Here is a 12,808-nt window from a genome sequence, read left to right as displayed (position 1 = left end):
AACCATTTCAGACAACGTGCCATTCCAAGTCTGACAAGACTCTATCGTAATGCCTGAGAATAGACTTTGCGACCATAAACCGAGAAATTACAGGGGTTTCCCGTCAATCTGGACTACCGGGAATATTCCGTACAGATCCCCATGATTGGCATAAAATCCATTTTCAGACGTCTGTCGTTATTCTACTCGAACCGGCCCCCCGGGGAAGGATTATTCTGGGGGGAACCGGGAGTTCTCAGGGAAGGGGCGCGCAGGGAAAAGCAAATTTTGTTTGTAAATCAGATCAGAAAAATGTCCACGTTGCGACCGCTTAATCCCAGGCCAGTGGATTTTTCCAGGCGGACTTAAGTTCGTCCAGGCCAAGATTGATTACATTGCTTCCGGAAGTACCCTTGATCGTGAGCTGTCGATTTCCGATGACTTCCCCAATTTCCACCAGGGGCAACTCGCCAAAGCAGAGTTGCAGGGCGGCAATTTTATCCGGAGCGACCTCGGTCAGAAAACGAGTGTTACTTTCAGAGAAGAGCAGGCTGGCGGTGGACAGTTCCAATGCTTCAGGTAAGCGGGTTGGATCCAGTTTCATTCCGTAGCCGCCGGCAAATGCCATTTCTGCCGCTGCAACTGCCAGGCCCCCTTCGCTCAGGTCATGACAACTGCGTACCAACTGCTGCTGAATCGCGGAGTGCAGGGCGTTGAAGATCAGCGGAGCGTCCTCTTTATCAACCTGCGGAACCTCTCCCCCCTCCAGGTTATTGACCAGGGCATAATGGCTTCCGCCCAGTTCATCTCGGGTGGCACCTACCAGGAAGATCCGGTTGCCGGGTGACTTGAGGTCCATTGTGATCGCTCTGCTCACGTCCGGAATCTGGCCGATAGCACTGATCAACAGAGAAGGCGGAATCGCGACGGTCTCTTTTTCTCCCTTTTCATTCTCGTAGGAGAATTCGTTGTACAGACTGTCTTTACCACTGATAAATGGTGAACCATAGGCGATTGAGAATTCCTGGCAGGCCAGGGCCGCGGCAACAAGACTGCCCAGGGTTTCCGGTCGGTCGGTATTGCCCCAGCAGAAGTTGTCGAGGATCGCGATCTTGTTGGGATTTGCCCCCACTGCAACACAGTTACGAATGGCTTCATCGATGGCCGAAGCCGCCATCCAATGTGTACTTAAGTCACCATAACGGGGATTCATACCGCAGGAGATGACCAGCCCCCGTGTTGAAGTCAGGTCCGGACGTACCACTGCGGCGTCTGAAGGACCATCGTTTTGTACGCCGACCAGGGGTTTGACCACGCTACCTGCCTGGACTTCCTGGTCATACTGGCGAATGATCCACTCCTTGCTGCAGACATTCAGTGAACTCAGAATGGAAGTCAGGTCTTTGTTGTAGTCATCTTTCTGTGTTGGAATCAACGGGGTGAATTCCGGTGTCTTGTAGACCGCATCACGCACGATCGGCGGTCGTCCATCGTGGAGGAACTCCATCTCCAGATCTCCAACAATCTGATCCTGGTATTTCAAAACAAGATGTTGTGTGTCTGTGAACTGACCGATGACAGAAGCTTCGACTCCTTCACAAGCGCACAGTTTCTCGAAGGCTTCCCAGTTTTCCGGGGGAACAGCCAGTACCATTCGCTCCTGGGCTTCGGAGATCCAGATTTCCGTATAGGACAGGCCGGCGTATTTGAGCGGGCACTTGTCCAGCCAGACTTCTGCACCCGTCTTTTCACCCATTTCACCGACAGCACTGCTGAAACCGCCGGCACCACAGTCGGTGATTGCGGAAAACAGCTCTTGATCGCGGGCTTCAAGGATCACATCCATCATCATTTTTTCTGTGATCGCGTTCCCGATCTGTACTGCACCTCCTGAAAGGGATTCGCTCTCAGAGGTCAGTTCTGCTGAGGAGAATGTGGCTCCATGAATCCCGTCTCGCCCGGTCCGGCCACCCACTGCGACAATATAATGCCCCGGCTGTGCCTGTTGTTTGGCCGACTTACCGACGGGCAGCATCGCGACGTTCCCACAGTAAACCAGAGGATTTCCCAGGTAGCGTTCATCAAAGTAGACCGCTCCGTTGACTGTAGGAATTCCCATCCGGTTACCATAATCGCGGACACCCGAGACCACACCGGTGGCGACCGCTTTGGGATGTAAAACGCCTGCGGGCAGTTCATCGTAAGAGATGTCCGGAGGCGCGAAACAGAAGACATCGGTATTACAGACTGGCTTACCACCCAGACCGGTACCCAGTGGATCCCGAATGACGCCTCCCAGGCCCGTATTGGCGCCACCGTATGGTTCCAGAGCTGAAGGGTGATTATGGGTTTCTACCTTGAAACAGACGTCCTGCTTGTCGTCGAAGGTGATCACGCCTGCGTTGTCGGCGAAGACACTGACGCACCAGTCTTTCTCTCCCAGTGATTTCCGAATTTCAGTTGTGGCGGCAAAGATGGTTTCTTTGAGCATGTTTTCGAAATGAATATCCCGTTCGCCATCCCGGAAATGGATTCGGCCAGCGAGGGTTTTGTGCGAGCAGTGTTCGCTCCAGGTCTGAGCGACACTTTCCAGCTCAACATCGGTCGGATCTTTCTCCTGTTTGACGTAATAGTCCTTAATCGTCCGCATCTCAGCCAGATTCAGATACAGCTGGCCTTCGCGACTCAGGGTTTCCAGCTGGCTGTCGCTCATATCCCGAATGGGTACTTTGACCAGTTCGAACGTGTACTCGCTTCCCAGGCGGATGCTGTCCATCAACAGGGGACCGCGGACGACATACTCGATGGCGTCGTTTGACAGAACTTTGGACGCCATGCGATCAATCTCGTCACTGTCTGCGTCGGAGTTGACCCAGTACTTGCGACAGGTGGCGACATTCTCGATAGCCAGCCCGAGGTCGGCAATCGCATCGCGGGCACTGTTGGCCACATTGTCAGTCACGCCCGGCTTGAACATCACATTCAGCAGCGGTTCGCTCGATCCGGACTCAGTCGATTCACTGGAAAGTGTGCGAATCTCGAAAGATTCCACCACCGGGTCAGCCAGCAGATTACGGGCAATCTGTTCCAGGCCTGCCTGATCCAGGTTTCCTTCCAGCAGAAAGGAATGAGCCGTCTGCACGGAACGAATGGAATTCGCACCCAGAACCTGACATTCCTTGAGAATCCGTGCACCTTCACGGTCAATCTGGTTCTCGGCTGGTTTAATTTCGACTTCGCAAAGCATAGTGTGTTCCGTTACAGTTGATTTGAGTCAGGGACAGGCTGAGATTGTGGATTTTTGGGATCAGACTGGTTTCCACTTACGGTGCTGAATTTAATGCATCGTGATTCTTTTTGCCATCTTCCAGCAGCTGACGCAGCTGTTTTTCGTCCTGGTTGACGATGGCCTCCCTCAACCGGGCGAGGGACTGGGTATATTTGTCGATGCTTTCAATAATGGCATCGCTGTTGCTGAGCAGGATATCGATCCAGATCGATGGGTCACCGCCGGCGATCCGGGTCGTATCGCGAAACCCGGTAGACGTAAACGGACGATTCTCTTCTGACAGAGTCATCGCCAGGGCTGAGGAAATTACATGCGGTAGATGACTGGTTTCTGCCAGAATCCGATCATGATTTTCAGGCGTGGTCTGCAGAACGTGCATCCCCAGGGCTTCCCAGAAACCTTTAACCCGCTCGATGGCCTCATCCGGGGTTTTATCATCGGGCGTCACCACACAGGGACGCCCCACAAACAGTTCGGGGTCGGCAAATTCAAATCCTGCTTTTTCAGATCCGGCCAGGGGATGTGATGCCACAAATGTGACTCCCTCAGGCAGGCTCCCATACAATTCGGAGCAGATTTTCTGCTTCGTACTGCCAACATCGGTAATCACCGTTCCGGGGCGGCTGTTTTGAGCCACGATGCGAATGAACTGGACGATATTGTTGACGGGTGTGCAGACGATCACAAGGTCGGACTGGGCTGCCGTCTCTGCGATATTGGTTGACCCCCGATCCAGCAGTCCTGACTGCTGGGCAGCCCGCATTCTGGAAGGATTTCGTCCTGCTCCGAGAATCGTTTCCGCCAGATGTCGCTGTCGCGCTGCAGCGGCAATAGAACCTCCCAGCAGACCGACGCCAATGACGCCAATCGTTTTGAAGAGGTGCGAATTTTGAGTCGATGATTCAGTCATGCTCCGTATTGTAGAGCTCCTGAATCGGGATTTCCAGCGGTTCGACGGTGGTATCAGGGAGCTACGTCAAAGTCGTGAGCTACGTTAAGTGATTTCACCAGAATCGCTTCGGTCTATTTCTATTTCTGCTCCGCAATTCGGTACAGATAACCGTTGGTCCGCAGGTAAATACTCCCCTCGCTGACTGCCGGCGAAGCATTAAACAGGTCTTCATCAGACTTAATTTCATTCCGAGCCAGTTCAACGTACTCCGGCACCGCTTTGAGCACGACGACCCCATTATCGCGGGTCGTGACATACAGTTTGTCATCCGCCAGAACAATTGAGGCATACAGCCGGGATTTGGTCGGCAGCCGGTTTTTGTAGACGACTTCACCATTTTTCGCGTTCAGACAGAAAGCAATACCCCGATCGCTGGCCCAATAAAGATGTCCTTCGTGGAAGACGGGTGAAGTTACGTTGGCACCGACGTTCACTTCCCAGAGCTTATGGGTTTTTGTGACGTCTCCCCGACCACCGGGACGAACGGCAATACTGTGATTGCTCCGGCCTCCCAGGCAGTAGAGGATGCCTTCATTTTGAACGACGACCGGAACAACATAGTCCTGAATTCCTTCGCAGGTCCAGAGCTGTTTACCGGTATCAGGATCGAATCCCAGGATCTGGTTTTTCTGATTTACTACCAGCTCCTGCTTGCCTCCCGGTACATCGACGATAGAAGGCGTCGTCCAGGCCCGGACGATGTTCTCGGCTTTCCAGGCGACTTTCCCGGTCGCTTTCTCCAGAGCATAGACTGTCTCGCTTTCGATACTTGCATTGATGATTACGAAGTCTTTGTAGAGGATCGGCGAGGAGGCGGAACCGAATCCCGCAGTCTTACTGCCGACATCGGCCTGCCATTTGAGGTTTCCCTTCAAATCGTAAGCGACCACTCCCGAGGTACCAAAGAAGGCGTAGACGCCGGTTTCATCACAGGCGGGCGTCCCACTGGCGTATCCATGGTCCACAATCCGTTTGGTGATTTTCTGCACCTGGTTCAAGGGGGCCACTGACTGGTCCCACATGATTTTGCCATCTTCCCGATTGATTGAAATCACGTGCAGCCGCAGGTCAGCCGGGTTTCCGTCATCTTCTGCTGTCAAACCGTAATCGGTATAAGCAGTCAGAAAAATCTGGTCCCCGTAGAGAACCGGGCTGGAAGAGCCATGCCCGGGAAGTTTCGTTTTCCAGAGGATGTTTTTCTCGGCACTCCATTCGGTAGGTAATCCCGTCGACTCTGAAACTCCATTCCCGGAAGGACCTCGAAATTGAGACCAGTCAGCAGCCTGGCTGACATGACTGACTGAAAGACCAAATCCAACAGAAAGAATGAGCAGGAGAAGGATACGCTGCATGATCGGATTCCATAAGAAACAGGAATGAAGGAAAGCGGCTTGATACAGGAAACAGGGGTCCCTGGGGAACTGTTCTCCTTAACAAGTTAGAATCTTTCCTGCGCACTCGCAAGCATTTTCCCTGTTTCCCGGAATTTTCTTCTCAGGCGGCAGAGTATACAAACGCAGGCTCAGACCAGCTTGGCAATCGGAGATCCATCGCTCAGAGCCAGCGGGCGGCCGATGGGGGAAATCAGTTCTTTAGTGAAGTCGATTTGAAGCTTCTGCAGAATCGTGGCGTACAGATCCTGAATGCGAACCGGTTCGGTCGGATCTTTTTCTTTTCCGGTGGGATCTGTTTCTCCGATGATTAAATCCCCTTTCAGGCCACCTCCACCCACAATACAGGAGAAGCCAGAAGGCCAGTGGTCGCGTCCGTCCAGCGGATTGATCTTGGGAGTCCGACCAAATTCGCCGATACAAAGCACAATTGTCGAATCGAGCAGATCCCGTTCTTTGAGTTCCTTGAGCAACGTAGCGAAAGCGGGGTCGAGAATTTTTGATTGAGTCTGATGTCCGGTGTAGTTGTTCGCATGGCTGTCCCAGCCATTCAGATTGACTTCGATCGCATGCACACCCTGTTCGACGAGCCTTCGGGCGACCAGGCAACCACGTCCGAAGGGAGAGTCGCCATAAGCGGCGCGGACGGCTGCCGGTTCTTTTTCAATTTCGAATGCCTGCAGTTGTTCGGAACTCATCATGGTCAGGGCACGATCGATGGTCGACTGATGCAACGTTTTTTTGGTCTGGATGGTGCGCCCTCTGCGAAATGCCTGTGAGACGACATCCAGGTTTTCCAGCCGCCGTTCCTGGCGGGGATCTCCCACTCCGGATCGCATATTGCCAATATTCTTACCGGGATCGGGAACGCGAAATGCATCAAGGTGTGCCCCCAGATAACCGCCCCGAGCCGGAAACTGGGTGTTGCCCATGGAAATATGTTGTGGAATTTCCAGTCCTTTGTTGGGGGCTTCGTGCGTGATGATCGCACCCAGTGCGGGATAGACGGTCGTCGGTTCCGGACGGTAACCGGTTTTGAGATATTTCGTACCCCGTTCGTGGTCTCCCTCTTTGGAAACCATCGACCTAATCACAGACATTCCCCCCAACTGTTCTGCGAGCAGTGGATACATATCGGAAATCTGTAAACCCGGGACAACGGTAGAGATCGCTTTCCCCGGACCGCCGATTTGAGTCCCCGGGTGTGGGTCCCATGTCTCAAGCTGACTGGGGCCGCCTCCCATCCAGAGTGTAATCACCGATTTTCGCCGTTCCGGCCCCCGCTTCTGCGCTGCCTGAAGATCAAAGCCAGGCAGCATGAAGGAGAGCGTACCTCCCAGTGCAACCTTACAGAGGTCCCGGCGACTCAGCGATTGTGAAAACAGGGGAAAGTCGAACATGGCTCAATGATTCCATGAAAATTCGGGTGAATTATACAGCGCCCAGAACAGGTCCTCGGTGATTTTTTCGCGCTGTTTCTGATTCGAAGCAGACTCATACTGTTTCAAAAAGTGCGTCAGCTCTTCTGCTGTCGGTGGTCGGGACAGGCAGACGAGGAAACAGGTTTCAATCCTTTTTTCATTCGAGATGTCCAGCGACGTAATCCGACCAACCGAATTAAACGGGGATGCACTGCCGTTGTCTCTGGCAAACTGACCGTTCATCCGCAACAGAGCCTGGGGAATTGTTCCAGGAAAGTCATTCAGTTCGTCACTACCCAGGTCCCCATATTCACGTACAAAATCGATCTCTGAGAAAAAGCGACGGGCCCGCATGAATAGATTCGAGTTCTGGTCGATAGTTTTCAGCGAGGATGACTGCAGCATGGAACCGATGATCTGTTCGGGACGCAGTCGGACCAGGGGGAACAGCGCCCATGCACGGGTTGCCCGTTGGATCTCTTCTGCGTCAACCATGTCTGTGGATGATGATCGTTGAAACGGTTTCGATGCCACGATGATCTGAATCAGACGTTTGATGTCATATCCGTTCTCGCGAAAGTCCTGGCCCAGAATGTCGAGTAGTTTGGGGGCTTCCTGTGTCAGGTCAGTGGGCGCGGGAAGATCATCGACAGGATCGATATAAGGTACGCCGAACAACAGCCCCCAGATTCGATTGGCAGACGCACGTTCGAAACGACGGTTGTCGGGGTGTGTCACCCAGGTCGCCAGTCGCTCACGCAGTGTCCCTTCCTCAGGCAGGCACTCATTCAGGAAAGGAACCTGCGGAGCAACCGTTCGGGTTTCCAGCGTATTACGATCCTCAACTTCGTACTTCAGTTTATTGTTCTGGCGCACGCCGAGAACCTGTACTTCCACCTGACCGTAAAAAGCGGTCAGACCTTCGAAATCGGTCTGCTTCCAGTGATCGAAAGGATGATCGTGGCACTGGGCACAATCGATCCGCTGTCCCAGAAAGGCACGGACGGTGCTGCCCGTCAGTTTGTTGCGATCCAGGTTGCCATCTGCGACTGCCGCGGTGATGAAATTGGTTTCCGGGTCGCCGGTCCAGAGCCCTTCGCCGGCAATCAATTTTCTGACCAGTTCATCATAAGGCGTATTGGCCTGAATCTGTTCGCTCAGCCAGGCTTTGAAGCGATCGCGACGAAAGACAATGAATTGTCCCTGGGCAACTCCAACAAAAGCGCGTGTGAATCGCTCGGAAAAATAATCGGCGAAGCGGCGGTCATCGAGAAGTTTTAAGGTCCAGCGCTCCAGTCGATCATCCCCCGACATTGTCTGGAATTCACGTATTTCTTCCAGGGATGGGATTGTGCCATGCAAAGCAAGAGAAAGCCGACGCATCTGTGTGAGTTCGTCTGCCTCCGCCGCGGGGACGAGCTCTCGCTCCTGCCATTCTTGTGTGAAGAACTGATCTACCTGATCGACCGTGCGGGTCAGTGAATCCTCATTCTGTAGAACGGGAATCGGTTCCGTCTTCTTCAGTGGGCTGCTCGAAGCCCAGGCAACCAGGGAGATCACCAGCGCCACGACTCCCGCGGGGAGGCAGGCCAGGATCCAGTTGCGAGCGGAAGCGGGCATTTGATTGTCCTGAATGAAGAAGGTTCAAGGGGAATGGACATCCGGGAATCAGCTCCCGGGAATACCTTATCATACCAGTTGAGTTATTCGAAAGTTTCACTCATTTCTTGAAACTTCCCGCTTTTTTTCGGGTATCACTCTCTGCGTTCTGGCATCAACCAGGAGATGAATTTCTAAGCAATTTAAATAAAGCTGTTATATATTGGACTTACCAGAGGGCAGGTGGTACCTTGAAAACGCATGCAGAAACCGGGAATACCTTGAACGTTCCTGCAACGGCTCATTTCTCAGGATGCGAAGCAGAGCAGACCGTGAGTGAACATGCGACACATGCCGGCGATTCAGACAGTAACGGGCAGGGCGCTTCCGCTCTGACGACCCCGTCCAGCGACGAAGTGGCGCAACACGCTGCAGACAGTCCGACCACTGAGATTGATCAGTTCTATCCGGATGAAGTGGTAGGGAATATCCCGCCATTCCCTCATCTGTTCAAACACCCGCTCAAGGCGACATTCTGGACAATTCGTATGCTGTTTGGCATCGTCTGTCTGGTTCTGTTTCTGGCCGTGATTGCTGCCATCCCTCTTGTTAACTTTATTGCCCTGGGTTACCTGCTTGATGTGGAAGGCAGGGTTGCCCGTACGGGAAAAATTCGCCTCGCTTTTCCGCTGTTGGATATCGCACCTCGACTGGGAACCATTGTCCTCGGCACCGGACTTTGGCTGATCCCTTTATTTCTGCTCTCCGGGGCTGCCGCGGATGCCCGACTCGTTGATCCAGGGGGCACCAGCGATCAGACGCTTCATTTTATCAATCGTCTGGTTTCGATTTTTGTTGCCCTGCATCTCTGTCTGGCACTGGCTCGCGGGGGAACCTTTTCCTGCTATCTCCGCCCACTCAAGAATGCGATCTGGTTGTTCAAACAGCTTCGCGCTGGCGGGTACTGGGAACGGGCGGCACAGAACGTCAGTGAGTTTGTCTCTTCGCTTAAACTGGGGCAGAACTTCTCACTGGGGCTGCGCGGTTTTCTGGGAGCCTTAGTCTGGCTCTTGATCCCTTCACTCATGTTTGCTTCCGCCAGTTCCCCTGATGGAGGCAAGGGAGGTCCGGTTCTGGTCACCCTCCTGGGGGGCTTACTGCTGGTGATCGTTCTGGGTTGGCTGCCGCTCTTACAGGCTCACTTTGCTGCCGAGAATCGATTGCGGGCCATGTTTGAACTGCGGACCATCCGCAGGAAATTCAAACGGACGCCGATCGCCTGGCTGGTGGCGTTGATCGTTGTCTATGTGCTCTCGCTTCCTCTCTACCTGTTTAAGGTGGCGGCACTCCCCCGGGATGCGATGTGGGGCATTACCCTGATCTTTGTTGCCACCATCTATCCCACAAAAATTCTGCTGGGCTGGGTCTATTACCGCGCCTCTTCCAAAACTCGAAATGCCTGGTTTGGTTGGCGCTGGTTGAGCAGGACTCTGATTCTGCCACTGCTGTCACTTTATGTCTTTCTGTTGTTCTTTACCCAGTTTATCGGCATGCATGGCAATCGAGTGTTGATGGAGCATCACGTCTTTTTGTTACCGGTTCCATTCTGACCGAATTCGGGTGACAAATTAAACTCAGTGCTGGAAGCTGCTTGCAGCGGGCAGACGGAATTCGTTTCTGAGACACGCTTCTCGTATAAGTCAACACGTTTTTCCGATTTCATTCCGCGCACTTGAAATTTCTGAAAATCTCTTCGCCTTTTGAATTCGGGGCGGATATGATTTCAGTAGCGGAATCGCGCTTGATCCGCTCGATCAACTGCCTTTCCGCTGTCATCAATCGTCGAATTGATCCGGCTTTCCAGCGGGGAATCCGGTTAAAGGATATGCAGGGGAAACGTTCTGTTTTCCCGGCACACGTTCGCATCATTTCCTGGCTAAGCGTGTTGCCTTTTATTTGGAACGGAAGACAATTGCGCCTGGCCATTTTTCGAAAAGGCAGGACGAGCGATGAACGATTATAAGGTAGACGACGTTAGGAATGTGGCACTGGTCGGCCACGGGGCTGTTGGCAAAACAACTGTAGCCGATCTTTTGCTTTTTCAATCGGGAATGACCCCCCGACTTGGGTCTGTGGATGAAGGTACCAGTTTGCTGGATACAGACGAGGAAGAAATCGATCATCGGATTTCCATCGCCTCTACCCTGGTTCACTTTGATCATGCCGGTCATCACATCAATCTGATCGATACCCCCGGCTATCCTGATTTCATTGGGCAGGTCTCCGGTGCTTTGCGTGCCGTCGAGACCGCTCTGATTCTGCTCAACGCCGGTCATGGCGTGGAAATCAATGCCCTGCGAGTTTCCCGGATGGCCCAGGAAGCAGGCATCGCCCGCATGATCGTCCTCAATAAATGTGATACAGAGAACATCGACTACGATTCACTGCTCGATTCCATCCGCGAGACGTTCGGTTCCAATTGTGTTCCCATTAACCTGCCTGTGGGGCTGGGGACCGATTTTCAAGCGGTGTGTGATCTGGTTAATTTTTCCGAGCCACCTGCAGAGGGAACGCTGGGAGATCCGGAGTCAACCCGCCAGGCGCTGATCGAAGCGATTGTCGAATCGAATGAAGGGTTACTGGAACGGTTCTTTGATGGAGAAGAACTCAGTCCCCGGGAATTGTCTGCAAACATTCCTAAGGCAATGGCGGCGGGGACACTGATTCCCGTGCTCTTCATGAGCGCAAAAACCGGCGTGGGGGTCAGTGAATTCATGGACGCCATGTCTAACTACACATTGTGTCCGCAGGATATTCAGCGGATGGAACAGACCAAAGATGGTCGTTCGGTGGTGATTGACCCTTCGCCGGAGCAGCCGTTTGTTGCTCAGGTGATCAAGACACGCATCGACCCCTTCATATCCAAGATGAGCTATCTGCGTGTCTTCTCCGGAAAACTGGATAAAGATACGGCTGTGGTCAATGTCCGCACAGGGAAGCCGGTTCGGATCAATCAACTGCTTGACGTCCAGGGTGGCAAACAGGAACCCGTCGATTCTGTTTCCGTGGGAGATATTTTTGCGGTAGCCAAAGTCGATGATCTGCAGCCAGGAGATACCCTTACCGCCGATGCGAATGGAGACGGTCTTTCACTGCCGGAAATCAAGTACCCCCATCCGGTGGTCGGGTTAGCAGTGGAACCTAAGAGCCAGAATGACCAGCAGAAGATCTCCGGTGCATTACACAAACTGGAAGAAGAAGACCAGACCTTCCATGTGATCCACGACGAAGAGACACATGAAATGGTAATGCAGGGAATGAGCGAACTGCATCTGAAAATCATGCAGGAGAAACTGCTGCATCGTGATAAAGTAGAAGTGCTGACACACCAGCCCAAAGTCCCGTATCGCGAAACGATCATGGCGAGCGCTGAGGGTAGTTACCGACACAAGAAACAGTCGGGCGGTGCAGGGCAGTTTGCCGAAGTACACCTGCGGGTCTCACCTATGCCTGCCGGCGTTGATCCTGAAACCTATTTCACGAAAGAAAACTTCGACCATCTGCGCAGTTATCAATACGATCCGGAATTGAACTTTGCCTTTGTCGATCGGATTTCAGGTGGCTCGATTCCCAATCAGTTCATTCCGGCAGTCGAGAAAGGAGTTCGCGAGCGGATGAAGCAGGGGGTGATCGCAGGCTGTCAGATTCAGGATCTGATCTGCGAGGTTTACTTTGGAAAAGATCATCCAGTCGACAGTAACGAAACCGCGTTTAAAATTGCGGGGAGCAAGTGCTTCTCGGAACTCTTTGGAAAAGCACGTCCGGCGCTGATGGAACCGATCGTTAAGATTGAAATTCTGGTTCCCGAAGAATGCGTCGGCGATATCAGCAGCGATCTTTCCAGTCGACGGGGACGTATGGAAGGTATGCAGGTCTCTCCGGGAGGGTATGAAATCATTCAGGCGCGTGTCCCCCTTGCTGAAATCATGACCTATGCCCGTACGCTTTCCAGTCTGTCTGGAGGCCGGGGAACCTATGACATTGAACTGAGTCACTACGAAATGATTCCGCCCAACGAGCAATCCAAGGTGATTGAGATTCTTAACCAGGCCAGAGAATGATCTGATCTGTCAATGAATCACGATGGTGGAAAAGCACCAGCGAAAGCGTGTACTCC

At 53.0% G+C, this 12,808-nt stretch carries 7 protein-coding genes; 2 read left to right on the top strand and 5 right to left on the bottom strand.

The features are described from left to right. Positions 1-310: 310 nt before the first annotated feature. The 5 genes from purL to FYZ48_RS14235 form a co-directional block, all read right to left on the bottom strand. Positions 311-3,226: a phosphoribosylformylglycinamidine synthase subunit PurL gene (gene purL / locus FYZ48_RS14255; protein WP_149341464.1), complete on the bottom strand. Its 2,916-nt coding sequence runs from the start codon at positions 3,224-3,226 to the stop codon at positions 311-313. A gap of 76 nt (positions 3,227-3,302) precedes the next feature. Next, positions 3,303-4,178, bottom strand: coding sequence for a prephenate dehydrogenase (locus tag FYZ48_RS14250; protein WP_149341462.1), 876 nt, complete (start codon positions 4,176-4,178; stop codon positions 3,303-3,305). A 119-nt stretch (positions 4,179-4,297) separates the two neighbouring features. After that, positions 4,298-5,572: an outer membrane protein assembly factor BamB family protein gene (locus tag FYZ48_RS14245; protein ID WP_149341460.1), complete on the bottom strand. Its 1,275-nt coding sequence runs from the start codon at positions 5,570-5,572 to the stop codon at positions 4,298-4,300. Between the two features lie 170 nt (positions 5,573-5,742). Beyond that, entirely contained in the window at positions 5,743-7,011 is a 1,269-nt protein-coding gene (locus FYZ48_RS14240; RefSeq protein WP_149341458.1) for a DUF1501 domain-containing protein, read from the bottom strand. 3 nt (positions 7,012-7,014) lie between these two features. Continuing rightward, a complete protein-coding gene (locus tag FYZ48_RS14235; RefSeq protein ID WP_149341456.1) occupies positions 7,015-8,652 on the bottom strand; it encodes a DUF1549 domain-containing protein in 1,638 nt (545 codons plus the stop codon). 230 nt (positions 8,653-8,882) lie between these two features. Between FYZ48_RS14235 and FYZ48_RS14230 the strand changes: the two genes are divergently transcribed. Together FYZ48_RS14230 and FYZ48_RS14225 are read left to right on the top strand one after the other, a co-directional pair. Then, positions 8,883-10,241 (top strand): DUF4013 domain-containing protein, encoded by a 1,359-nt coding sequence (locus FYZ48_RS14230; RefSeq protein ID WP_149341454.1) that lies wholly within the window; start codon positions 8,883-8,885, stop codon positions 10,239-10,241. A gap of 399 nt (positions 10,242-10,640) precedes the next feature. Continuing rightward, positions 10,641-12,752, top strand: coding sequence for an elongation factor G (locus FYZ48_RS14225; RefSeq protein WP_149341452.1), 2,112 nt, complete (start codon positions 10,641-10,643; stop codon positions 12,750-12,752). Positions 12,753-12,808: the final 56 nt, after the last annotated feature.

This window comes from Gimesia chilikensis (assembly GCF_008329715.1).
GTDB lineage: Bacteria > Planctomycetota > Planctomycetia > Planctomycetales > Planctomycetaceae > Gimesia > Gimesia chilikensis.
This window is presented reverse-complemented; position numbering and strand designations above follow the sequence as displayed.

Excerpts from the sequence above, each read along its gene's own strand:
- purL (WP_149341464.1), bottom strand. The coding sequence starts at position 3,226 with ATGCTTTGCGAAGTCGAAATTAAACCAGCCGAGAACCAGATTGACCGT.
- FYZ48_RS14250 (WP_149341462.1), bottom strand. The coding sequence starts at position 4,178 with ATGACTGAATCATCGACTCAAAATTCGCACCTCTTCAAAACGATTGGC.
- FYZ48_RS14245 (WP_149341460.1), bottom strand. The coding sequence starts at position 5,572 with ATGCAGCGTATCCTTCTCCTGCTCATTCTTTCTGTTGGATTTGGTCTT.
- FYZ48_RS14240 (WP_149341458.1), bottom strand. The coding sequence starts at position 7,011 with ATGTTCGACTTTCCCCTGTTTTCACAATCGCTGAGTCGCCGGGACCTC.
- FYZ48_RS14235 (WP_149341456.1), bottom strand. The coding sequence starts at position 8,652 with ATGCCCGCTTCCGCTCGCAACTGGATCCTGGCCTGCCTCCCCGCGGGA.
- FYZ48_RS14225 (WP_149341452.1), top strand. The coding sequence starts at position 10,641 with ATGAACGATTATAAGGTAGACGACGTTAGGAATGTGGCACTGGTCGGC.